Annotated in this window: 20 protein-coding genes; 9 read left to right on the forward strand and 11 right to left on the reverse strand. The window is 57.8% G+C overall.

What is annotated here, in order from left to right; translation table 11 throughout:
* The first annotated feature begins 91 nt into the window (after positions 1 to 91).
* Complete coding sequence (locus IB144_RS22085) at positions 92 to 1,717, forward strand: sensor histidine kinase (RefSeq protein ID WP_002888340.1); 1,626 nt, start codon at positions 92 to 94, stop codon at positions 1,715 to 1,717.
* A complete protein-coding gene (locus tag IB144_RS22090; RefSeq protein WP_149358895.1) occupies positions 1,707 to 2,405 on the forward strand; it encodes a response regulator in 699 nt (232 codons plus the stop codon). Before IB144_RS22085 ends, IB144_RS22090 begins: the two co-directional genes overlap by 11 nt.
* A gap of 32 nt (positions 2,406 to 2,437) precedes the next feature.
* Here IB144_RS22090 and djlA read toward each other — a convergent pair whose 3' ends face one another.
* Positions 2,438 to 3,265 carry a co-chaperone DjlA gene (gene djlA, locus IB144_RS22095; protein ID WP_002888332.1) on the reverse strand — a complete coding sequence of 276 codons (828 nt, stop codon included), beginning with the start codon at positions 3,263 to 3,265 and terminating at the stop codon, positions 2,438 to 2,440.
* A 243-nt stretch (positions 3,266 to 3,508) separates the two neighbouring features.
* On the opposite strand from djlA, the gene lptD reads away from it, so the two are divergent.
* From lptD to apaH, 6 genes are read left to right on the forward strand one after another with little or no spacing between them, the layout of a single operon-like run.
* Positions 3,509 to 5,857, forward strand: a complete 2,349-nt coding sequence (gene lptD, locus IB144_RS22100) for an LPS assembly protein LptD (protein WP_004147026.1) — start codon at positions 3,509 to 3,511, stop codon at positions 5,855 to 5,857.
* A 54-nt stretch (positions 5,858 to 5,911) separates the two neighbouring features.
* The gene (gene surA, locus IB144_RS22105) at positions 5,912 to 7,198 is read left to right on the forward strand and encodes a peptidylprolyl isomerase SurA (RefSeq protein WP_002888329.1); all 1,287 of its coding nucleotides are present in this window, start codon (positions 5,912 to 5,914) and stop codon (positions 7,196 to 7,198) included.
* A gap of 5 nt (positions 7,199 to 7,203) precedes the next feature.
* Entirely contained in the window at positions 7,204 to 8,193 is a 990-nt protein-coding gene (gene pdxA / locus IB144_RS22110; RefSeq protein WP_004177430.1) for a 4-hydroxythreonine-4-phosphate dehydrogenase PdxA, read from the forward strand.
* A complete protein-coding gene (gene rsmA, locus IB144_RS22115) occupies positions 8,190 to 9,011 on the forward strand; it encodes a 16S rRNA (adenine(1518)-N(6)/adenine(1519)-N(6))-dimethyltransferase RsmA (RefSeq protein ID WP_002888324.1) in 822 nt (273 codons plus the stop codon). The genes pdxA and rsmA overlap by 4 nt, the downstream gene beginning before the upstream one ends.
* Positions 9,012 to 9,013: 2 nt before the next feature.
* On the forward strand, positions 9,014 to 9,391 hold the full coding sequence (gene apaG / locus IB144_RS22120; protein ID WP_002888323.1) for a Co2+/Mg2+ efflux protein ApaG: 378 nt from the start codon (positions 9,014 to 9,016) through the stop codon (positions 9,389 to 9,391).
* A gap of 4 nt (positions 9,392 to 9,395) precedes the next feature.
* Complete coding sequence (gene apaH, locus IB144_RS22125; protein ID WP_002888321.1) at positions 9,396 to 10,244, forward strand: bis(5'-nucleosyl)-tetraphosphatase (symmetrical) ApaH; 849 nt, start codon at positions 9,396 to 9,398, stop codon at positions 10,242 to 10,244.
* Between the two features lie 251 nt (positions 10,245 to 10,495).
* Here the strand turns inward: apaH and folA are convergent, their stop codons facing one another.
* The 8 genes from folA to IB144_RS22165 all read right to left on the reverse strand — a co-directional run bounded on the left by folA (position 10,496) and on the right by IB144_RS22165 (position 20,668).
* Entirely contained in the window at positions 10,496 to 10,975 is a 480-nt protein-coding gene (gene folA / locus IB144_RS22130; RefSeq protein WP_002888320.1) for a type 3 dihydrofolate reductase, read from the reverse strand.
* Positions 10,976 to 11,148: 173 nt separating this feature from the next.
* On the reverse strand, positions 11,149 to 13,014 hold the full coding sequence (gene kefC / locus IB144_RS22135) for a glutathione-regulated potassium-efflux system protein KefC (protein WP_004145992.1): 1,866 nt from the start codon (positions 13,012 to 13,014) through the stop codon (positions 11,149 to 11,151).
* Entirely contained in the window at positions 13,007 to 13,540 is a 534-nt protein-coding gene (gene kefF / locus IB144_RS22140; RefSeq protein ID WP_020325228.1) for a glutathione-regulated potassium-efflux system oxidoreductase KefF, read from the reverse strand. Before kefF ends, kefC begins: the two co-directional genes overlap by 8 nt.
* A gap of 131 nt (positions 13,541 to 13,671) precedes the next feature.
* A complete protein-coding gene (locus tag IB144_RS22145) occupies positions 13,672 to 13,905 on the reverse strand; it encodes a YgdI/YgdR family lipoprotein (RefSeq protein ID WP_002888059.1) in 234 nt (77 codons plus the stop codon).
* 169 nt (positions 13,906 to 14,074) lie between these two features.
* Positions 14,075 to 17,299: a carbamoyl-phosphate synthase large subunit gene (gene carB, locus IB144_RS22150; protein ID WP_002888056.1), complete on the reverse strand. Its 3,225-nt coding sequence runs from the start codon at positions 17,297 to 17,299 to the stop codon at positions 14,075 to 14,077.
* 17 nt (positions 17,300 to 17,316) lie between these two features.
* On the reverse strand, positions 17,317 to 18,465 hold the full coding sequence (carA, locus tag IB144_RS22155) for a glutamine-hydrolyzing carbamoyl-phosphate synthase small subunit (RefSeq protein WP_004212571.1): 1,149 nt from the start codon (positions 18,463 to 18,465) through the stop codon (positions 17,317 to 17,319).
* Between the two features lie 457 nt (positions 18,466 to 18,922).
* Complete coding sequence (gene dapB, locus IB144_RS22160) at positions 18,923 to 19,744, reverse strand: 4-hydroxy-tetrahydrodipicolinate reductase (RefSeq protein ID WP_065888560.1); 822 nt, start codon at positions 19,742 to 19,744, stop codon at positions 18,923 to 18,925.
* Positions 19,745 to 20,038: 294 nt separating this feature from the next.
* Entirely contained in the window at positions 20,039 to 20,668 is a 630-nt protein-coding gene (locus IB144_RS22165; protein ID WP_004192057.1) for a hypothetical protein, read from the reverse strand.
* 92 nt (positions 20,669 to 20,760) lie between these two features.
* Between IB144_RS22165 and IB144_RS22170 the strand changes: the two genes are divergently transcribed.
* The gene (locus tag IB144_RS22170) at positions 20,761 to 21,690 is read left to right on the forward strand and encodes a LysR family transcriptional regulator (RefSeq protein WP_023282160.1); all 930 of its coding nucleotides are present in this window, start codon (positions 20,761 to 20,763) and stop codon (positions 21,688 to 21,690) included.
* Here IB144_RS22170 and IB144_RS22175 read toward each other — a convergent pair.
* Both IB144_RS22175 and rihC read right to left on the reverse strand, forming a co-directional pair.
* Positions 21,638 to 22,003 carry a DUF805 domain-containing protein gene (locus IB144_RS22175; RefSeq protein ID WP_004222616.1) on the reverse strand — a complete coding sequence of 122 codons (366 nt, stop codon included), beginning with the start codon at positions 22,001 to 22,003 and terminating at the stop codon, positions 21,638 to 21,640. The genes IB144_RS22170 and IB144_RS22175 overlap by 53 nt on opposite strands.
* A gap of 30 nt (positions 22,004 to 22,033) precedes the next feature.
* On the reverse strand, positions 22,034 to 22,948 hold the full coding sequence (gene rihC / locus IB144_RS22180) for a ribonucleoside hydrolase RihC (protein WP_002887981.1): 915 nt from the start codon (positions 22,946 to 22,948) through the stop codon (positions 22,034 to 22,036).
* Positions 22,949 to 22,968: the final 20 nt, after the last annotated feature.

Below are 22,968 nucleotides of genomic sequence, written 5' to 3' on the forward strand. Positions count from 1 at the left end.
GCGCCGCTGATCACAACTTTCCCTTAACATTTACGTCACGTGACAGAAAAATGATAGAGTGCCGGTATGGTTAATACGTCGTCCGGGGCCTATGAAATTATCTTTTCAATATAAGCTGTTTATTTCTCTGGTCGCTTTTTTCTCGGTCCTTTTTATCGCGCTGGGCATTTATTATTATTTTGACGCCAGCCGCCAGCTTTATCAGGAGATGAGCGCCCGGGCCAAAATACAGGCCGAAGAGATAGCCCTGATGCCGAATTTACGTCAACAGGTCAGCCGGCACGACCCACAGGCGATTCAGGCGTTTATGCAGCAAATCGCCGCCCATAGCGACGCCAGCTTTATCGTCATCGGCGACCGTCAGGGAGTTCATCTGTTTCATTCCGTCCATCCGGAGTGGGTTGGCACCAGACTGGTCGGCGGCGACAACCAGGCGGTACTGGAAGGAAAATCCATCACCACCATTCGCAAAGGCGGCCTCGGGGTCTCGCTGCGCAGCAAAACGCCCATCGTTGATGACGCAGGGCGAGTGATCGGTATTGTCTCCGTCGGCTACCTCACCAGCTATCTCGACAGCATTACTCTGACTAAAGTGATCAATATTTTTATCGCCGCCGTCCTGCTGCTCATCGCCCTGTTTATCTTCTCCTGGTACTTTACCCGCAGTATCAAGAAGCAGATTTTTTCGCTCGAGCCGCGGGAAATTGGCCTGCTGGTTCGCCAGCAAAAGGCGATGATGGAGTCGATCTTTGAGGGGGTGATCGTCATCGATCGCCAGCGGCGTATTGAGGTGATAAACCATGCCGCCCGCAGCCTGCTGGGGCTCAGCCAGCCCGCCCGCCAGCTGCGCGGTCAGTCGATCGACAGCGTCATTTCGCCGCAGCCCTTTTTCGCCAGCGGCGACATGCTCGAACGCGATACCCACGATGAGCTGTGCCGCTTCAACCAGTTGACCGTGCTCGCCAGTCGGGTGCGCATTATGCTGGAGAATACCCTGCAGGGCTGGGTGATCACATTCCGTGACCGCAATGAAATCAATGCCCTCACCGCCCAGCTGAGCCAGGTGAAGCGCTATGTCGACAATCTGCGCATCATGCGCCACGAGCAGCTCAACCGGATGACTACCCTCTCCGGCCTGCTGCATATGGGCCATTATGACGAAGCGATCCGCTATATTCAGGCCCAGTCGGAACATGCTCAGGAGCTACTGGATTTTATCTCCTCGCACTTCCACTCGCCGACGCTATGCGGTCTGCTGCTCGGCAAAGCCACCCGCGCCCGCGAAAAAGGCGTGGCGCTGAGCTTCGACCCGGCCTGCCGCATCGACCGCCCCCTGCCGTCGCTGATGGAATCCGAGCTGATCTCCATCATCGGCAACCTGCTGGATAACGCCATCGAAGCCACGCAGCGTGCCGAGCTGCCGCATGAGCCGGTGGAAGTCCTGATCCAGCTCAACGCCCGGGAGTTGATTATCGAAGTGGCCGACCGCGGCGTCGGCATCCGCCCCGATATCCGCGAGCGCATTTTTGAACGCGGCGTCACCACCAAAACCCGTGGCGATCACGGCATTGGTCTGTATCTTATTGAACATTATGTCACTCAGGCGGGCGGCACCATCGAAGTCGCCGATAACGCGCCGCGGGGAACGATCTTCACCCTATTTATCCCGGCCGACGCGCACGCCTGTCCGCAACCGGAGGCCCACGATGCATCATGACCTGGTCGATGTGCTAATCATTGAAGATGAGAGCGAACTGGCGCGCCTGCACGCCGAGCTTGTGCAAAAACACCCGCGACTGCGGCTGGCAGGCATGGCGGCCTCCCTCGCTCAGGCGCGGCAGCTGCTTTACGCCACGCCGCCGCAGCTGGTGCTGCTGGATAACTATTTACCGGACGGCAAAGGCGTCACGCTGATGACCGACCCGGCGCTGGCGACCAGACAATGCTCGGTGATCTTTATCACCGCCGCCAGCGATATGGAAACCTGCAGCCAGGCCATCCGCAACGGCGCCTTCGACTATATCCTTAAGCCGGTATCATGGAAGCGGCTGAGCCAGTCGCTGGAGCGCTTTATCCAGTTCTACGATCAGCAACGGGAGTGGAAAATCGTCGATCAGCAAAACGTCGATTCCCTCTATCAACTGCAGGCGAAGAACTATCGCGTGGATAGCGGCAGCAAGGGGATTGAAGAGAAAACGCTGGCGCTGGTGCAGGGACTGTTTAGCGACCGGGAAGCGCACTGTTTTTCCGTTGATGAAGTGGTCAGCGCCGCCGGGCTTAGCAAAACCACCGCCCGTCGCTATCTGGAGCACGGCGTTGAGACCGGTTTTCTGGAAGTGGAGATGCTGTACGGAAAAATTGGCCATCCGCGGCGGCTGTATCGCCGCGCTAAGGTCAAAAGTTAAAACCCCTCGCCGGACGGGAGGGGCTGGAAACGTCAGAAGCCGCGCTGCTCTTTGATCAGCTCCCAGGCCTTCTGGATCTCCTGGGCCTTCTGTTTGGCCATCTCCATCATCTCCGGCGGCAGACCTTTCGCTACCAGCTTGTCCGGATGATGTTCGTTCATCAGCTTGCGATAGGCGCGCTTCACCGTCGCCGCGTCGTCGGTCGGTTTTACTCCCAGCACATTGCAGGCATCTTCGAGGGTCGGCCCACGCTGCGCCTGCTGCCAGCCGGCGTTGCCGCCATGTTGGCCATAAGAGCGCTGCTGCGAACCGCCGCCAAACTGGGCGCCGCCCTGCATCATCCGCAGGAATTGATCGAACTGGGCGCGGGAGATGCCGAGCTCGTCGGCAATGACGAACAGCACTTCACGTTCGTTAGGATGCAGTTCGCCATCAGCGAACGCCGCCTGCAGCTGAATTTCCAGAAACATCCGAATCAGATCGAAACGGCCAAAGCAGACGCTGCGCAGCTGACGCATTTTCTCGCGCAGGGGATAGTTGTCGGCCTTACCGTCGCGAAACGCCTGCTGCGCCGCGGTGCGCGAGGCGCCATGCAGGTTCATGCGATCCATTAGCACATTGGCGACATGAATATCCGCTTCGGTAACGCGGCCCTTGGATTTGGTCAGGTGCCCCATCACTTCGAAGGTGGTGGAAAAGAAGAGCGACTGACGCTCCTGCTGATTGGCGAAGAGATTTAACCGGCGGCTGCGCGCCCGGTCAAACATATGGCCGACCAGAAAGCCAAGCACCACGCCCCAGAACCCACCACCCATCAGCAAAGCCACTGCCACGCCAATCACTTTACCCAAATACTGCATAGACTCCCCAACTGTTTATCGCCGTTAAGCTCGAATATGACCGCACGTTACCCGGCACTCGCGCCTCGGTCAATTGTGGGACATAGCCTATAATTTGCTTTATCATACTCGTCATTCAACAGGGTGCCTAACGCTCGGGCTCGAAACGGGCAGGATTAACACTAGCGTGATAATGTTGAGTAAGTTAGGCTCTGACCGTTTGCAAGCCGCTGTCACAAGATGATGGAACAATAAATACAACGTATGAAAAAACGTATTCCCAGCCTCCTGGCTACGATGATTGCCAGCGCCTTGTATAGCCAACAAGGCCTCGCTGCCGATCTCGCAACGCAATGTATGCTTGGCGTGCCAAGCTATGATCGTCCGCTCGTGGAAGGTCGTCCTGGCGATCTGCCGGTGACGATTAACGCCGATCATGCGAAGGGCAACTACCCGGACAACGCCGTCTTTACCGGCAACGTCGATATTAACCAGGGGAATAGTCGCCTCCGCGCCGACGAAGTTCAGCTGCATCAGCAGCAGGCCGCGGGCCAGGCGCAGCCGGTGCGCACGGTGGACGCGCTGGGCAACGTGCATTACGACGATAACCAGGTGATCCTCAAAGGGCCAAAAGCCTGGTCGAATCTGAATACCAAAGATACCAACGTCTGGCAGGGCGATTATCAAATGGTCGGACGCCAGGGACGCGGCACCGCCGACCTGATGAAACAGCGCGGTGAAAACCGCTATACCATTCTCGAAAACGGCAGCTTTACCTCCTGTCTGCCGGGCTCCGACACCTGGAGCGTCGTCGGCAGCGAAGTTATCCACGATCGCGAAGAGCAGGTTGCCGAGATCTGGAACGCCCGCTTCAAGCTTGGCTCTGTGCCGATTTTCTATAGCCCCTACCTGCAGCTGCCGGTGGGCGATAAGCGTCGTTCAGGCTTCCTGATCCCGAACGCGAAATACAGCACCAAAAACGGCGTGGAATTCTCCCTGCCGTACTACTGGAACATCGCGCCAAACTTCGATGCCACCATTACTCCGCACTATATGAACAAACGCGGCGGCGTGATGTGGGAAAACGAGTTCCGCTATCTGACCCAGCTCGGCAGCGGCTTAACTGAATTCGACTACCTGCCGTCGGATAAAGTCTACGAAGACGACCACTCGAGCGACAGCAACAGCCGCCGCTGGCTGTTCTACTGGAACCACTCAGGGGTTATCGATCAGGTATGGCGTCTGAACGCTGACTACACCAAGGTCAGCGATCCTGACTACTTCAACGACTTCAGCTCGAAATATGGTTCCAGTACCGACGGCTATGCGACGCAGAAATTCAGTGCCGGTTACGTCAACCAGAACTTTGACGCCACGGTATCGACCAAACAGTTCCAGGTCTTTGACCGCGAATCGAGCAACTCCTATTCGGCTGAGCCGCAGCTCGACGTCAACTACTACCAGAATGATGTCGGTCCGTTCGATACCCATCTCTATGGACAGGTTGCCCATTTTGTTAACTCGAATAACAACATGCCGGAAGCGACCCGCGTTCACTTCGAACCGACGATCAACCTGCCGCTGTCCAACGGTTGGGGCAGTCTGAATACCGAAGCCAAGCTGCTGGCGACTCACTACCAGCAAAGCAACCTCGATAAGTACAATGCCGCCAACGGCACTGACTATAAAGAGTCCGTCAGCCGCGTAATGCCGCAGTTTAAAGTCGACGGCAAAATGGTCTTTGAACGCGACCTGCAGGAGGGATTCACCCAAACGCTGGAACCGCGCGTGCAGTATCTGTACGTGCCGTACCGCGATCAGAGTGAAATCGGCAACTACGACTCCACGCTGTTGCAGTCGGATTACACCGGTCTGTTCCGCGACCGTACCTATAGCGGTCTGGACCGCATCGCGTCGGCTAATCAGGTCACCACCGGGCTCACCTCGCGCGTGTATGATGCCGCCGCGGTGGAACGTTTTAATATTTCCGTTGGTCAAATCTACTATTTCACCGAGTCACGCACCGGTGATGACAACATCAACTGGGAGAACAACGATACCACGGGTTCACTGGTCTGGGCCGGCGATACCTACTGGCGCATTGCCGATGAATGGGGTCTGCGCGGAGGGATCCAGTACGATACGCGTCTGGATAACGTTGCCACTGGTAACGGCACCATTGAATACCGTCGCGATGAGAACCGCTTAGTTCAGCTTAACTATCGTTACGCCAGCCCGGAATATATTCAGGCCACGCTGCCGTCATATTCCACCGCGGCACAATATAAACAGGGTATTTCGCAGGTGGGGATGACCGCCAGTTGGCCGATTGTCGATCGCTGGTCCGTGGTCGGGGCCTACTACTACGATACTAATACCCGGAAAGCAGCAAACCAGATGTTGGGTGTGCAGTATAACTCCTGCTGCTACGCCATCCGTCTTGGCTACGAACGTAAAGTCAACGGCTGGAACAGCAACGACAACGGCGGCGAGAGCAAATACGATAACACCTTCGGAATCAATATCGAATTGCGCGGTCTGAGCTCTAACTACGGCCTCGGCACCCAGCAGATGCTGCGCTCGAACATTTTACCGTACCAGAGCTCCCTGTGATGCGGCTGGTTTACAACATCATCCGCATTTGCGGTTAATCGAAATGGAAAAAGTATGAAGAACTGGAAAACGCTGCTTCTCGGTATCGCCATGATCGCGAATACCAGTTTCGCTGCCCCCCAGGTGGTCGATAAAGTAGCGGCCGTCGTCAATAATGGCGTCGTGCTGGAAAGCGACGTCGATGGTTTGATGCAATCGGTTAAGCTCAATGCTGGTCAGGCTGGCCAACAGCTGCCGGATGACGCCACCCTGCGCCATCAAATCCTCGAAAGACTGATCATGGACCAGATCGTGTTACAGATGGGGCAGAAGATGGGCGTGAAGATCTCTGACGACCAGCTCGATCAGGCTATCGCCAACATCGCCAAACAAAATAATATGACCTTGGATCAGATGCGCAGCCGTCTGGCCTATGAAGGCATCAACTACAACACCTACCGTAACCAGATCCGTAAAGAGATGCTGATTTCGGAAGTGCGTAACAATGAAGTGCGTCGTCGCATCACCGTGCTGCCGCAGGAAGTGGAAGCGCTGGCGAAACAGATCGGCGACCAGAACGACGCCAGCACCGAGCTCAACCTGAGCCACATCCTGATCCCGCTGCCGGAGAACCCGACCTCTGACGAAGTCGCCGCGGCCCAGGAGCAAGCAAACTCCATCGTTGAGCAGGCGCGCAACGGCGCCAACTTCGGCAAACTGGCGATCACCTACTCCGCTGACCAACAGGCGCTGAAGGGTGGCCAGATGGGCTGGGGCCGTATCCAGGAGCTGCCGGGCATTTTCGCTCAGGCGTTAAGCACCGCGAAGAAAGGGGATATCGTCGGTCCGATTCGTTCCGGCGTTGGTTTCCACATTCTGAAAGTCAACGACCTGCGCGGTGGTACCCAGAATATCTCCGTTACCGAGGTTCACGCCCGTCATATTCTGCTGAAACCGTCGCCGATCATGAACGACGCCCAGGCTCAGGCTAAGCTGGAACAGATCGCAGCCGAGATTAAGAGCGGGAAAATCACGTTTGCTCAAGCGGCGAAAACCTATTCGGAAGATCCGGGCTCGGCAAACCAGGGCGGTGATTTAGGCTGGGCCACGCCGGACATCTTTGACCCGGCGTTCCGCGATGCGCTGATGCGTCTGAACAAAGGGCAGACCAGCGGACCGGTGCACTCTTCCTTTGGCTGGCATCTGATCGAACTGCTGGATAGCCGTCAGGTCGACAGAACCGACGCCGCGCAGAAAGATCGTGCTTACCGCATGCTGATGAACCGCAAATTCTCTGAAGAAGCGGCAACCTGGATGCAGGAACAGCGCGCCAGTGCGTATGTTAAAATTCTGAGCAACTAATATCGATGCCTGAAACCCGTAAAGTTGTTATCACTCCCGGCGAACCCGCCGGGATTGGCCCTGACCTGGTCGTGCAGCTTGCCCAGCGCGACTGGCCAGTTGAGCTGGTGATTTGCGCCGATGGCGCCCTGTTAACTGACCGAGCCAAGCGGCTCGGTCTTCCTTTATCTCTCCTCCCTTACGATCCCGCGCAACCTCCTGTTCCTCAGCGCGCCGGTACCCTGACGCTGCTGAACGTGGCGCTAAACGTCCCGGCGGAGCCCGGCGTGCTGAATGTGCAAAACGGCGCCTACGTTGTGGAGACGCTGGCGCGCGCCTGCGACGGTTGCCTTAGCGGCGAGTTTGCGGCGTTAGTGACCGGCCCGGTGCATAAAGGCAACATCAACGACGCCGGTATCGCCTTTACCGGTCATACCGAGTTCTTTGAAGAGCGCGCGAAGGCCAGCAAAGTGGTGATGATGTTGGCGACCGAGGAGCTGCGGGTGGCGCTGGTCACCACCCATCTGCCGTTGAAAGCCATCAGCGAAGCGATTACCCCCGAGCTACTGCGCGAGATCATCACCATTCTCGATCACGACCTGCGCACGAAATTTGGCATTGCCCAGCCGCATGTGCTGGTTTGCGGGCTTAACCCGCACGCTGGCGAAGGCGGCCATATGGGAACAGAAGAGATAGACACCATCATTCCGGTGCTGGAAGAGATGCGCGCAAAGGGGATGAACCTCAGCGGTCCGCTGCCGGCAGACACCCTCTTTCAGCCGAAATATCTTGATCATGCCGATGCGGTACTCGCGATGTACCACGATCAGGGCCTGCCCGTGCTAAAATACCAGGGCTTTGGCCGCGGCGTGAACATTACGCTCGGTTTACCTTTTATTCGTACCTCCGTCGACCACGGCACCGCACTGGAATTAGCGGGCCAGGGAAAAGCGGACGTCGGCAGTTTTATCACGGCGCTTAATCTCGCCATCAAAATGATTGTTAATACCCAATGAATAATCGAGTCCATCAGGGCCATTTAGCCCGTAAACGCTTCGGGCAGAACTTCCTCAACGATCAGTTTGTGATCGACAGCATCGTCTCGGCGATTAACCCGCAGAAAGGCCAGGCGATGGTTGAAATCGGCCCCGGCCTGGCGGCCCTGACCGAGCCGGTCGGCGAACGCCTTGACCAGCTGACCGTCATCGAACTGGACCGCGATCTGGCGGCTCGCCTGCAGACGCATCCGTTCCTCGGTCCAAAGCTGACCATCTATCAGCAGGATGCGATGACCATGAACTTTGGCGAACTGGCGGAGAAAATGGGCCAGCCGCTGCGCGTCTTCGGCAACCTGCCGTACAATATCTCGACCCCGCTGATGTTCCATCTGTTCAGCTATACTGATGCCATTGCCGATATGCACTTTATGCTGCAGAAGGAAGTAGTGAATCGTCTGGTTGCCGGACCGAACAGTAAGGCGTATGGTCGGTTAAGCGTGATGGCGCAATATTATTGCCAGGTGATCCCGGTACTCGAAGTGCCGCCGAGCGCGTTTACCCCGCCGCCTAAGGTCGACTCCGCGGTGGTACGCCTGGTGCCGCACAGCACCATGCCGTATCCGGTCAAAGAGATCCGGGTGCTGAGCCGCATCACCACCGAAGCGTTCAACCAGCGCCGCAAGACTATCCGCAACAGTCTCGGCAATCTGTTCAGCGTGGAAGTGCTGACCGAGCTGGGCATCGACCCGGCCATGCGCGCCGAAAATATTTCCGTGGCGCAGTACTGCCTGATGGCCAACTGGCTGTCTGACAATCTGCCAACGAAGGAGAGCTAACCATGATTCATTCGCCCCGGGTGTGTGTCCAGGTACAGAGCGTCTATATCGAATCGCAGTCTTCCCCGGAAGAAGAGCGCTACGTCTTCGCTTACACCGTCACCATTCGCAACCTGGGGCGGAGTCAGGTTCAGCTGCTTGGCCGCTACTGGCTCATCACTAACGGCCACGGTCGTGAGACTGAAGTTCAGGGTGAAGGGGTGGTCGGCGAGCAACCGCATATTCCCGCCGGCGGTGAATATCAATATACCAGCGGCGCAGTGATTGAAACGCCGCTGGGAACCATGCAGGGTCATTATGAGATGATCGATATCGACGGCGCGCCGTTCCGTATTGAGATCCCTGTTTTCCGTCTCGCAGTTCCAACGCTCATTCATTAAAACAATGTCAACATACCTTATTGGCGACGTTCACGGTTGCTACGATGAACTGATCGCATTATTAGCGCAGGTTGAATTCGATCCGCGGAGAGATACGCTGTGGCTGACCGGCGATCTGGTGGCCCGAGGCCCGGGATCGCTGGAGGTCCTGCGCTATGTCAAATCTCTGGGCGACAGCGTACGACTGGTGCTGGGCAACCATGACTTACACCTGCTGGCGGTCTTTGCCGGTATCAGCCGCAACAAGCCAAAGGATCGTCTGAAACCACTGCTGGAAGCGCCGGATGCCGATGAGCTGCTCAACTGGCTGCGTCGCCAGCCGCTGCTGCAGGTGGATGAAGAGAAAAAGCTGGTGATGGCCCATGCCGGCATTACGCCGCAGTGGGATCTGGAGACCGCCCAGCAGTGCGCGCGCGATGTTGAAGCAGTGCTCTCCAGCGACTCCTATCCTTTCTTCCTCGATGCCATGTACGGCGACATGCCGAACCACTGGAGCAACGAGCTGAGCGGCCTGGCGCGCCTGCGCTTTATCTCTAACGCCTTTACCCGCATGCGCTACTGTTTCCCGAACGGCCAGCTGGATATGTATTCGAAGGAAGCGCCCGAGGACGCCCCGGCGCCGCTGAAGCCGTGGTTTGCCATTCCCGGCCCGGTCAGCAATGCCTACAGCATTGCCTTTGGCCACTGGGCTTCGCTGGAGGGACGCGGCACGCCGGAGGGGATTTACGCCCTGGATACCGGCTGCTGCTGGGGCGGGGAACTCACCTGCCTGCGCTGGGAAGATAAGCAGTACTTCACCCAGCCGTCGAACCGGCAGAAAAGCCTCGACGAAGGCGAAGCCGTCGCGTCCTGACTCTTCCCGGATAGCGGCGCGTTGCGCCTTATCCGGGCTACCTGCGGCGTCGTTTTGTCGGGTGGCGGCTAACGCCTTACCCGACCTACATTTCCTTGCCATTTGTAGCCCGGGCAGCACTCCAGGAAGACGAAGCCCGCGACGGGAAACATGACGAGATACTGAGTGCGCCATCGTCGCGCAATTCATGCAAAAGAAAACCCCGGTCACGCCAGACGCGACCGGGGTTTTTTTATCGCTATCCTGCCCGCTTAACGGCGTTCGAGGATCTCAAAGCAGTAGCTATGAGAGTTCTGCGCGTCGGCGTCATGAAACTCGCTGAACACCGACTCCCATTCGTCCGGATCGTAATCCGGGAAATGGGTATCGCCTTCCACTTCCGCATCAATATGGGTCAAGTAGAGCTTCTGCGCTTTCGGCAGGAACTGCTCATACACCCGGCCGCCGCCGATCACCATAATCTCTTCCACATCGCCGCAGGCGGCAATTGCTTCTTCTACGGAGGAGACCCACTGCACGCGATCATCGCTGCCGGGTTTGCTGCTGATCACGATATTTTTACGCCCCGGCAATGGGCGCCCAATGGATTCCCAGGTCAGACGCCCCATCACCACCGGCTTATTTAACGTGTTGCGTTTGAACCAGGCGAGATCGGCAGGCAGGTTCCATGGCATGGCGTTTTCCATACCAATGACGCGATCTACCGCTAACGCCGCAATCAGACTGATCATTCATTCATTCCCGAGTGCAAAAAATTGTCGCCACTATACGGAAAGCGTACAACTTCGTCGACTGGCCGGAGGGTAAAGAATAAGAAAATTTTCTGATTTGCTGGCAAGCCCACGTTCACACCGTGGGCCGCCAGAAGAGGATCCAAACGAAAACAAAATGTTACTGGTCAGCCTCAGGCTGAGGGCTTATTTTCCGGCTCATCGGCGATATCCCCGGTGTGCCTGCCCTCTTCCGTACCCTGCCAGCCATGACGCTGCACCAGCGACAGATGATGACGATCTTCGTTGATGATGCCGGTCAGCATATCGCTGGTCCGCTTGAAGACCGCCACCCGCGACGCGGCATCGTTTTCCGCCATCGCCACCATCTCTTCGACCATTTGCAGGTTGAATCGACGAAACAGATCGGCCCGCTCGCGCGCTTCATAGGCGCCGAGCCCCAGCGCCTCCAGCGTCATTCGGCCGGACTTCAGCGCCGCCTCGAAGGTTTCACGCTCCGGGGCCTCGACGCCAGCCTGGCGCAGCTGAATGTAATGATCGACATCGCGGGCGCGGGAGATGATCTGCAGATGCGGAAAATGCTCTTTTACCCTCGCCACCAGCTCCAGGCTGACGTGCGGATCGTCAATGGCATTGATCAGCACTTCCGCCTTTTCGGCCCCGGCCGACTCCAGCAGATCGACCCGGGTGGCATCGCCGTAGAAAACCTTCATATCAAATTTGCGCAGGGTATCGACATGGTCCGGGTCATGATCGAGGATCACCATCTTCACCCCGCTCGAGAGCAGCAATCGCCCGGCAATCTGCCCGAAGCGGCCAAAGCCGGCAACAATCACCCGCGGCTGCTCTTCATCAATCTCGTCAGCATCACGCGCCTGGCCGCTGGACGATTTCTCCAGACGGGTCAGCAGCACCAGCAGAATGGGGGTTGCCGCCATCGACAGGGCCACCGCCAGGGTCAACGCTTTTGCCCATTCGCCGTCCAGTACATCCGCCATCCGCGCGGCGCCAAACACCACAAACGCGAACTCACTCCCCTGCCCCAGCAGCACCGCAAACCAGCGGCGCTGGGCGCGCGGTACGCCAAGCGGCCTGGCGATAAGCCACAGCATCAGCATTTTTATCGCCAGGAAACCGACCAGCAAAATCACAATACGCAGCGGATGGGTGACCAGGGTGCCGAAATCAATCGACATGCCGACGCCGATAAAGAACAGCCCCAACAGCAGTCCTTTAAACGGCTCAATATCACTCTCCAGCGCATGACGATATTCGGAGCTGGCCAGCAGCACCCCGGCGAGAAACGCCCCCATCGCCATCGACAGCCCCACCTCTTCCAGCAATAAGCCAAAGCCGAAGACCAGGAACAGGGCCACGGCGCTGAACACTTCGCGCAGACCAGAACGGGCGACAAAGCGCAGCAGCGGGCGGGTCAGATATCGCCCAAGGACCACCACCAGCGCCAGCGCTGCGGCCACTTTCAGCGCGGAGAGGGCAAAAGCCATCAGCGAAGTGGCGCCGCCGCTGGCCGCCAGCAGCGGGATCATCGCCACCAGCGGGATCGCGGCGATATCCTGGAACAGCAGCACTGCGAAGGCGCTGCGCCCCATCTGCGACACCGTCAGATTGCGCTCATTCATCGCCTGCATAGCGATCGCGGTTGAGGAAAGCGCCAGAGTCATACCAATCAGCTCGGCCACCTGCCAGCGCAGGCCCAGCAGCATGCAGAACAGACCGATCAACACCCCGCAGGCCACCATCTGCAGTGCGCCGCCGCCAAACACCGAGGCGCGCAGCTTCCATAAGCGCTGCGGATCGAGCTCCAGACCAATGACGAACAACATCAGCACCACGCCAATCTCGGCAAAGTGCAGAATCGCCTCGGCATCGGTCACCAGCCGCAGCGCCCACGGGCCGATAATACAGCCGGCGATGAGATAGCCCAGCACTGACCCCAGCCCCAGACGGACGGCGATGGGCACAATCAGCGCCGCGGCGCCGAGGTAAATCAACGCCTGTATCAGCGTATGGCTATCCATTCTGGTGTGCCTCCTGCCAGTCGATTAAGCGTTGACGATAGCGGCGGGCCTGCGCCTGCAGCGTTTCATCATCGCAGATAAAGGTGCAGTGCATAGCGAACGGCGGCAGCCATTTCATCCCGCAGTAAAGCGCGGTTGCCTGCAGAGGCTGCGCCAGCACCGGGAAACCGGGGAATGAACCGATGTCGAAGTGGCTTTCACCGCCGCCGGTGGTCACCGCCCACATCAGCGATTTACCGCGCAGGGCAATACCGTTATGGCCATAGGCCCAACCGTGCGCCAGCACTTTGTCCATCCACAGCTTCAGCAGCGGCGGTACGCTATACCACTGCATAGGATGCTGCCAGATAACCAGATCGGCACGGGCCAGCGCCGCCTGCTCGGCGGCGACATCGATATTAAAGTCGGGATAGAGTTGATAGAGGGAGCGTATCTCTACGCCTTCAAGCGTCCCTGCCTGTTCAAGCATTCGCTTATTCGCATGAGAATGCTGCGGATAAGGATGCGCATAAATTATCAGAATCATTGATTGGCCTGCGTTTGCTCTTGTCGTAATCAGCAAGAGTGTAGACAGTTAAGCGAACCGCTTACAATGATAACTGTGATTTATGTCGCGGGGGCTTACGCAACGCGCGCCCTGAGGGTTAACGTCAGGCCTTAGTTATCCAGCTCGTCCATGGACTTCACCTGGTCGCGGTTAATCTGCTCCACGCGGCCGGTTTCGGCATTTTTGTATGAGACGAGGCCGGTGTCATCATCCACCTGCGGTTTACCGCTGGTGACAATGGTCTTGCCGTCGGTGGTTTTGATTGACTGATTCGATGAGCAGCCGGCCACGAACATGATTGCCGTCGCTGCCAGTGCGGATGCCACCAGAATATTGTTCCGCATTGTATCCTCCTGTCTTTTCATCAATAGGTATCGTTATGGTGCTAACTATAGTTAGCCTGACCCGACAGGGGGTTAAAAGCAGAACTCTCTGAAGATGGCTGCGGCCAAAAAAAATAGGCTGACGATGTCGTCAGCCCAGGATTGTTGCTATCCGGCCAGGCCGGGAAGCTTATTTAGTGATTTGCGCGTGCATTTCCTGCACCGAAATCACCTTCTCGGTGGCGTCAGCGTTCAGCGCCATCGCGGTGGCAAAGCCGCCGTTCAGGGTGGTGTCGTAATGCACTTTGTACTGCAGCGCGCTGCGGCGAATCAGCTTGGAGTCTTCAATCGCCTGACGACCTGCGGTGGTGTTGATGATGTAGGTATATTCGCCATTCTTGATGCGGTCCTGAATGTGCGGACGACCTTCATGCACCTTGTTCACCAGACGCGGGTTAATGCCCGCTTCACCCAGCACAATCGCCGTACCGTGAGTCGCATCCAGCTCGAAGCCAAACTTCAGCAGCTTCGCCGCCAGGTCAACCACGCGCTCTTTATCGCCTTCGCGGACGGAGAGCAGCGCGCGACCCTGTTTCTTCATGGTCGAGTTGCTGCCCAGCTGCGCTTTGGCGAACGCTTCAGCAAAGGTGCGGCCGACGCCCATCACTTCCCCGGTGGAGCGCATTTCTGGCCCTAACAGCGGGTCAACGCCCGGGAATTTATTGAACGGCAGGACCACCTCTTTCACCGAGTAGTACGGCGGGATGATCTCTTTGGTCACGCCCTGCTGCGCCAGCGTCTTACCGGCCATCACGCGCGCCGCCACTTTCGCCAGCGGGACGCCGGTGGCTTTGGAGACGAACGGTACGGTACGCGCCGCACGCGGGTTGACCTCAATCAGATAAACTTCGTTATCTTTCACCGCGAACTGGACGTTCATCAGGCCGCGAACCTGCAGCTCGAAGGCCAGCTTCTGCACCTGCTCGCGCATCACATCCTGAATCTCTTTGCTCAGGGTGTAGGCCGGCAGGGAACAGGCGGAGTCGCCGGAGTGGACGCCTGCCTGCTCGATATGCTCCATGATGCCGCCAATCAGCACCATTTCGCCATCGCAGATGGCATCGACATCCACTTCAATCGCATCGTCGAGGAAGCGATCCAGCAGCACCGGCGCGTCGTTGGAGACGCTGACCGCGGTCTGGAAGTAGCGGCGCAGATCCTGCTCGTCATAGACGATCTCCATCGCCCGGCCGCCGAGCACATAAGACGGACGCACCACCAGCGGGTAGCCAATCTCTTTCGCTTTCTCTACCGCCTGCTCAATGGCGGTGACGGTGGCGTTCGCCGGCTGCTTCAGCTTCAGACGGTCAACCGCGTGCTGGAAGCGCTCACGGTCTTCCGCCCGGTCGATAGCGTCCGGACTGGTACCGATAACCGGCACGCCGGCAGCTTCCAGGGCACGAGCCAGCTTCAGCGGGGTCTGGCCGCCGTACTGGACGATAACGCCTTTTGGCTTCTCGATGCGCACGATTTCCAGCACGTCTTCCAGGGTCACCGGCTCAAAATACAGACGGTCGGAGGTGTCGTAGTCGGTAGAGACGGTTTCCGGGTTACAGTTGACCATGATGGTCTCGTAACCGTCCTCGCGCAGCGCCAGCGAGGCGTGTACGCAGCAGTAGTCGAATTCGATACCCTGACCGATACGGTTCGGGCCGCCGCCGAGGACCATGATTTTATCGCGGTCAACGGACGGGTTGGACTCACACTCTTCTTCATAAGTGGAGTACATGTAGGCGGTATCGGTAGCAAATTCCGCAGCGCAGGTGTCCACGCGCTTGTAGACCGGGTGCAGGTCATACTGGTCGCGCAGCTTGCGGATTTCCGCTTCCCGCACGCCCGCCAGCTTCGCCAGACGCGCATCGGCAAAGCCTTTACGCTTCAGGGTGCGCAGGAAGTCAGCGTCGAGGCCGTTGATGCCCACTTCCGCCACTTTCTCTTCCAGACGGACCAGCTCTTCAATCTGTACCAGGAACCAGCGGTCGATGTTGGTCAGGTTGAAGACGCCGTCAACCGAGAGGCCCGCGCGGAACGCGTCAGCGATATACCAGATACGCTCAGCGCCGGCATCTTTCAGCTCGCGGCGGATTTTGGTCAGCGCTTCCGGGTCGTCGAGGCTCACTTTCGGGTCGAAGCCGGTAGCGCCCACTTCCAGACCGCGCAGCGCTTTCTGCAAGGATTCCTGCTGGGTACGGCCAATCGCCATCACTTCGCCGACAGACTTCATCTGGGTGGTCAGACGGTCGTTGGCGCCGGCGAATTTTTCGAAGTTAAAGCGTGGGATTTTAGTGACCACGTAGTCGATGGACGGTTCAAAGGAAGCCGGGGTGCGGCCGCCGGTGATGTCGTTCATCAGCTCGTCAAGGGTATAACCTACCGCCAGCTTGGCTGCCACTTTAGCAATCGGGAAGCCGGTGGCCTTAGAGGCCAGCGCCGAGGAGCGGGAGACGCGCGGGTTCATTTCGATAACGATCAGGCGACCGTTTTTCGGGTTGACCGCGAACTGCACGTTAGAGCCGCCGGTTTCGACGCCGATTTCACGCAGCACCGCCATCGAGGCGTTACGCATGATCTGGTACTCTTTGTCGGTCAGGGTCTGCGCCGGGGCAACGGTGATGGAGTCACCGGTGTGGATCCCCATGGCGTCGAAGTTTTCGATGGAGCAGACGATGATGCAGTTATCGTTCTTATCGCGCACCACTTCCATCTCGTACTCTTTCCAGCCGATCAGCGATTCATCGATCAGCAGTTCGTTGGTCGGAGAGAGATCCAGGCCGCGTTCGCAGATTTCTTCGAACTCTTCGCGGTTATAGGCGATACCGCCGCCGGTGCCGCCCATGGTGAAGGACGGACGGATGATGCACGGGAAACCAACGTCGGCGGCAACCGCCAGCGCCTCTTCCATCGTGTGGGCGATACCAGAGCGCGCGGTGTCGAGGCCGATTTTTTTCATTGCGATATCGAAACGGCGACGGTCTTCGGCTTTATCAATCGCATCGGCGGTGGCACCAATCATGGTCACGCCGAATTCAGCCAGGACCCCCTGACGCTCCAGCTCGAGCGCGCAGTTCAGCGCCGTCTGGCCGCCCATGGTCGGCAGCACCGCATCCGGGCGCTCTTTTTCGATGATTTTACGCACCACTTCCCAGTGAATCGGCTCGATGTAGGTGGCATCGGCCATTTCCGGGTCGGTCATGATGGTCGCCGGGTTAGAGTTCACCAGGATAACGCGGTAGCCCTCTTCGCGCAGCGCTTTACACGCCTGGGCGCCGGAGTAGTCAAACTCACACGCCTGACCGATAACAATCGGGCCCGCGCCCAGAATCAGGATACTTTTTATGTCTGTACGTTTTGGCATTGCTCTTTTACTCCTGATTATTTCGCGGACTGACGGTATTGCTCAATTAACTCGATAAAGTGGTCGAACAGCGGCGCGGCATCGTGCGGCCCCGGGCTCGCTTCAGGGTGCCCCTGGAAGCTGAACGCCGGTTTGTCGGTACGATGGATCCCCTGCAGGGTGCCGTCGAACAGCGACTTATGGGTCACGCGCAGGTTGGCCGGCAGCGTCGCCTCATCTACGGCGAAACCGTGGTTCTGGGCAGTGATCATCACCACGTTGTTATCAATATCTTTCACCGGGTGGTTGCCGCCGTGGTGGCCGAACTTCATCTTAATGGTCTTGGCACCGCTCGCCAGCGCCAGTAGCTGATGGCCAAGGCAGATGCCGAATACCGGAATATCGGTCTCAAGGAATTTTTCAATCGCCTCGATAGCGTAATCGCACGGCGCCGGGTCGCCAGGGCCGTTGGAGAGGAAGATACCGTCCGGATTGAGCGCCAGCACGTCCGCGGCGGAGGTCTTCGCCGGCACCACCGTCAGGCGGCAGCCGCGGTCAACCAGCATGCGCAGGATGTTGCGTTTCGCGCCGAAGTCATATGCCACAACGTGGAACGGCAGCTCGCTTTCCGCTTTCGCTTCCGGCAGGTCGCCCGCCAGGGTCCAGCTGCCTTGCGTCCAGCTATAGGTTTCTGCGGTGGTCACTTCCTTCGCCAAGTCCATGCCGTTCAGGCCTGGGAACGCTTTCGCTTTTTCCAGCGCCAGCTGGGCATCCGGGCTGTCGCCCGCGATGATGCAGCCGTTTTGCGCCCCTTTCTCACGCAGCAGACGCGTCAGCTTGCGGGTATCGATATCGGCAATCGCCACGATGTTATGGCGCTTCAGATAAGAAGAGAGGTCTTCAGTACTGCGGAAGTTGCTGGCAATCAGCGGCAGGTCGCGAATAACCAGACCCTGCGCATGTACCTGAGAAGATTCTTCATCGGCGGCGTTGGTGCCGACATTACCAATATGAGGATAAGTAAGAGTGACGATTTGGCGGGAATAGGAAGGATCAGTGAGGATTTCTTGATAACCGGTCATTGAAGTATTGAAAACGACTTCCCCAACCGCCGTGCCGGTTGCCCCGATGGCCCGACCGTGAAACTGGGTTCCGTCTTCCAGAACCAATAGCGCTGACTTAATCAAAACATCCTCCAGAGAATATCCACTCACTTTATTTGCATATTAATTCATAAACACGATCTGAATCAATGCAAATCTGTTGCCCGCAGATTTTTGGCAAACGGCGGCATTCTGGAGAGATGTCGGATAAAAGTCAACTTAAAGCGGAGATTTTTAATGTCATTTTACGCCACTGGTGCGTAACACGTGATTTTTACGCCAAAAAGATCAACAAACCTGGCTGAGAAAACGCTTGCGGATGTGGAAGAGTGTAAAACAGAGCGATGCTCGGCAAAAAAGTGGACCAGATGGTCAAAATTTACATTTCATTCACTAAAAAACACGCTAATACTGTATTTTTTACGCGTTAAACTCAAAACATCCACCGTAATACGTAAAAATAAAAAAGGGCAACAAAACATTGCCCTTTGCATCAATAACTTATTGATAGCAATAACCACATCACGATGGGTAATAATCGTTATAAACTATTCAGATCCAGCACATCACGCATATCAAACAGGCCATTTTTCTTGTATTTCAGCCATAATGCTGAACGAACGGCGCCATTTGCAAAGGTCATACGGCTGGACGCTTTATGGGTGATTTCAATACGCTCACCGATGTCAGCAAACATTGCCGTATGCTCCCCGACGATATCGCCCGCGCGAACGGTCGCGAAGCCGATGGTGCCCGGGACGCGTTCGCCAGTGTAGCCTTCACGACTGTAGACCGCGCAGTCCTTAAGATCTTTGTTCAATGCCCCGGCGATCGCTTCGCCCATCGCCAGCGCGGTGCCTGACGGCGCATCCACTTTATGCCGGTGGTGCGCTTCGATAATTTCGATGTCGGTATAGTCGCCCATCACCTTCGCCGCCTTCTCCAGCAGCTTCAACAGGACATTGACGCCAACGCTAAAGTTAGCGGCGAAGACAATGGCAATGTCCTGCGCGGCATCGCGAATCGCCTGTTTGCCAGCGTCGTCAAAACCGGTGGTGCCGATGACCATCCCTTTGCCGTGCTCGCGGCAAAACGCCAGATGGTTCAGCGTGCCTTCCGGGCGGGTAAAATCGATCAACACGTCGAAATCATCTTTTACCACCGCCAGGCTGCTCTGCACCGCGACGCCCGCTTTGCCGGCGCCCGCCAGCTCGCCGGCGTCGCTGCCCACCAGGCTTGACCCTTCGCGCTCCAGCGCCGCGCCCAGCGCCACGCCTTCCATCTGCAATGCAGCCTGAATTAACTGGCGTCCCATCCGGCCGCCCGCGCCGGCGATGGCCACGCGGATTTGTGCATCATGCATAGCTATTCTCTTTTGTTAACATTACGTAAATTGTTTTCAGAGTAACCAGCCCGTCAGCGGGCCGCTACTCAAAAACGCCGATAATTAGAAATTTATGACAAACAGCGGACGATATCAGTAAAAACTATACGATTGTGCTGAAATGCGAGCTTTGCGGGTGCTCTCTCTGAGATGATAATCGACGTTTTCGTCATCTGTTGGTTTCAAGAAATAAGATGCACTAAATCTGGCAAACTCGACCGACCAGAATTGAAATGCTATGGAAACATTATACTTCCGGTAGAGCAGAAAGCCTTACGCCAGGGTGTAGCTGACCACCAGCTGCCCCTTCTTCATCTTAATCTGACTAATGACAATGTCGCCCAGCTCCGCCAGACGGGCGACGTGGGTGCCTCCGCAGGGATAGGCTGGCAGCTCGCCGAATCCCACCTTGCGCATGCCATCAGCGAACGTCACCTGACGCGGTAAGTCCTGCGCCTGCCATGCCTTTACTAGCGCCAGTAGCGCACTGGCGTCCGGCAGCGCGGCGCTATTCCTGCTGGCAAAGGTTATCCGCCCTTCGCCGGGCCAGTGGTGCGCTTTCACCGGTTGCCAGCCAAGCTGTTCGCCCGCCAGGCCAAGCAGGTGGCCGGCAGAATGCAGACGAGCATGCAGCTGTCTCGCGGAGGCATCAATTTTCATCTCCACTTCACCGAGGGGAAGGGGTTGCGACAGAATATGCAGCACCCTTTCGCCGCGCACAGCCACCGTCTCAACCACCTGCCCGGCAATCCATCCACGGTCCGCCGGTTGACCGCCCCCTTGCGGGTGAAACAGCGTCCGATCCAGTTCGATGGCGTAACGGCCATCCGCTTCTGCAGTGCAGGCGATGATCTGGGCGCGCCCGTCGGTAGCATCGCTGGTGTAATAAACCCGTTCAGTCATAGTGATTCTCCTCTCTGTCCGCCCAGTATATTATTAATGCCGACAGCGATAATCCCACCACCCGCCAATGCACTCTTGCTCCGGGAGCACAAATGAATCTGAACCTCCTGCCCGACCTCGCTCTTTTCGTTCAGATAGTCGACCAGGGCAGCTTCTCCGCCGTCGCCCGCCAGAACGGCATTACCCCTTCAGCCGTTAGCCGCAGCGTGTCACGGCTGGAGCGAGAGATGGGCTGCAAACTGCTGCAGCGTACCACCCGCAAGCTGCGTCTTAGCGATGCCGGGGAAACGATATATCAGCATGCCCAGCAGATGCTGGAAGCGGCGCGACAGGCAATGGATTCCGCAGGCAGTCGCCAAACGGTCGCCCAGGGAAAGCTGACGCTCAGCGTCCCGAAAGCCGTCGGCCGCTTTGTGATCCACCCGCTGATGATGGCGTTTTTCCACCGCTACCCGCAGGTGGACGTCTGCCTGCGGCTGGAAGATCGCCCTCTCGATTTTATCGATGACGGTATTGATCTGGCGCTACGCATCACCGATACCCCCTCCCCCGGCCTGCATGGCAAACCGCTGATGCCAATCAGGCACGTTATCTGCGCCACTGAGGCCTATTTACAGCAGCACGGTACGCCGTACACGCCGCAGGATCTGCGCGCGCATAGCTGCATTAGCCTTGGCGAAACGCCCGCCGATGCGCGCTGGAAGTTCCGTCGGGAAGGCAAAACAGAAACGGTGCCAACCTACGGGCGGTACGCCGCCAACCATACCGCCGTACGCCTCGACGCGGTCAGACAGCATTTAGGGATCGGCAGCCTGCCGCTGTTCACCGCCCGTGAGGCGCTGGCGAACGGCGACATCGTGCAGGTGTTGCCCGAGTGGGAATTTATCAGCAGCTACTCCGGCGACCTGTGGCTACTGTGGGCGGGAGATAAGCATATGCCCGCCAGGATGCGGGCGATGATCGATTATCTCAGCGAGACGGTGCCGGCGCTGAACGCTGGCAGCACAGAGCCAGCGAAATAATTGCAAACCACGGAATGATAACTCCCAACACAAACCAGATCCCGGAGCGGCCGATATCATGCATCCGCCGGCAGCCTACAGCCAGCAGGGGGATCGCCATCAACAGCAGCCACAGCGCCGCAAAGGGTATGACAACAAAACTGAGGATCCCGTAGTGAGGGTCAACAAGGGTGGCCAGACTCCAGGCGGCCACTGGCGCGGCGGCGATCAGCACATTGATAAGAAAAAACGTCCAGAACTGCTGCCGGCTGGCGCGTCCGCTAAAATTAAAGGGCTCTTTCCAGCCGCTCAAATACGCCTGTCCATAGGTCATTGCTTCTCTCCTTGAAAATCGAGTGATATATCACGGCGCCAGGGCAATCACCTCCGCCGCCCAGCGCTGAAACCCTTCGACGTCGATATCCAGCGCCACCTGGGCGTTCGCCGGCTGGCCCAGTCGTCCTTCGATATCCACCACCGTGGTGCCGGCGGTCCAGGTCCCCTGCGTCTCCACCGCCACAAAGCACGGCTGGAGAGTGAACAGTTCCGGGCGGGCCAGCCACGCAATAGCGCACAAGTCGTGCATGCGCAGACCGCTGCTCATGCTGCCGCTGCGATAGTGGCTAAACAGCGCATGGAGCATTTTACCGGTCTGGTTCAGCGTCGGCAGCGTCGCCAGATAATCCGCCGCCAGCAGCGCCCGGTTGGTGACGTCCAGCCCGCACATCACAATCTCCAGCCCGCTGTGGAACACTTTCGCGGCGGCCTCCGGGTCGATAGCGATATTGAATTCCGCATTCGGCGTGAAGTTGCCGCGGCCCGCCGAGCCGCCCATGATCACCAGCCGGCGAATATTAAACACGCATTCCGGGTACTGGGTCAGCAGCAGCGCTATATTGGTCAGCGGGCCAATCGCCACCAGGGTGATCGGCTCGGCAGCATGCATAAGCGCATCACGGATCGCCTGGAAGGCCGGCTTCGCCAGCGGTTGACGTTGATGCTCAACAAAGTCATACCCCTCCATGCCGGATTCGCCATGCACCGAGGCGGCGTCGCGCAACGGACGCACCAGCGGCATCGACGCGCCCTGCGCCAGCGGTACATCGGCATTCCAGAAATGCAGCAATTGCAGCGCGTTACGGGTCGTCTTCTCCACCGAGACATTGCCCGCTACGGTGGTCATCAGCTGCAGATCCAGCTCAGGCGCGAACAGCGCCGCGGCAATGGCGGCGGCATCGTCGATGCCCGGATCGGTATCAAGAATGATTGGTAAGCGCATGGTTTCTCCCTAAAAAAATG

The organism is Klebsiella sp. K4, from assembly GCF_014596785.2.
In the GTDB taxonomy this organism is placed as follows: domain Bacteria; phylum Pseudomonadota; class Gammaproteobacteria; order Enterobacterales; family Enterobacteriaceae; genus Klebsiella; species Klebsiella pneumoniae.

Coding starts and splice junctions, on each gene's coding strand:
- IB144_RS22085 (WP_002888340.1), top strand. CDS start 92: ATGAAATTATCTTTTCAATATAAGCTGTTTATTTCTCTGGTCGCTTTT.
- IB144_RS22090 (WP_149358895.1), top strand. CDS start 1,707: ATGCATCATGACCTGGTCGATGTGCTAATCATTGAAGATGAGAGCGAA.
- djlA (WP_002888332.1), bottom strand. CDS start 3,265: ATGCAGTATTTGGGTAAAGTGATTGGCGTGGCAGTGGCTTTGCTGATG.
- lptD (WP_004147026.1), top strand. CDS start 3,509: ATGAAAAAACGTATTCCCAGCCTCCTGGCTACGATGATTGCCAGCGCC.
- surA (WP_002888329.1), top strand. CDS start 5,912: ATGAAGAACTGGAAAACGCTGCTTCTCGGTATCGCCATGATCGCGAAT.
- pdxA (WP_004177430.1), top strand. CDS start 7,204: ATGCCTGAAACCCGTAAAGTTGTTATCACTCCCGGCGAACCCGCCGGG.
- rsmA (WP_002888324.1), top strand. CDS start 8,190: ATGAATAATCGAGTCCATCAGGGCCATTTAGCCCGTAAACGCTTCGGG.
- apaG (WP_002888323.1), top strand. CDS start 9,014: ATGATTCATTCGCCCCGGGTGTGTGTCCAGGTACAGAGCGTCTATATC.
- apaH (WP_002888321.1), top strand. CDS start 9,396: ATGTCAACATACCTTATTGGCGACGTTCACGGTTGCTACGATGAACTG.
- folA (WP_002888320.1), bottom strand. CDS start 10,975: ATGATCAGTCTGATTGCGGCGTTAGCGGTAGATCGCGTCATTGGTATG.
- kefC (WP_004145992.1), bottom strand. CDS start 13,014: ATGGATAGCCATACGCTGATACAGGCGTTGATTTACCTCGGCGCCGCG.
- kefF (WP_020325228.1), bottom strand. CDS start 13,540: ATGATTCTGATAATTTATGCGCATCCTTATCCGCAGCATTCTCATGCG.
- IB144_RS22145 (WP_002888059.1), bottom strand. CDS start 13,905: ATGCGGAACAATATTCTGGTGGCATCCGCACTGGCAGCGACGGCAATC.
- carB (WP_002888056.1), bottom strand. CDS start 17,299: ATGCCAAAACGTACAGACATAAAAAGTATCCTGATTCTGGGCGCGGGC.
- dapB (WP_065888560.1), bottom strand. CDS start 19,744: ATGCATGATGCACAAATCCGCGTGGCCATCGCCGGCGCGGGCGGCCGG.
- IB144_RS22165 (WP_004192057.1), bottom strand. CDS start 20,668: ATGACTGAACGGGTTTATTACACCAGCGATGCTACCGACGGGCGCGCC.
- IB144_RS22170 (WP_023282160.1), top strand. CDS start 20,761: ATGAATCTGAACCTCCTGCCCGACCTCGCTCTTTTCGTTCAGATAGTC.
- IB144_RS22175 (WP_004222616.1), bottom strand. CDS start 22,003: ATGACCTATGGACAGGCGTATTTGAGCGGCTGGAAAGAGCCCTTTAAT.
- rihC (WP_002887981.1), bottom strand. CDS start 22,948: ATGCGCTTACCAATCATTCTTGATACCGATCCGGGCATCGACGATGCC.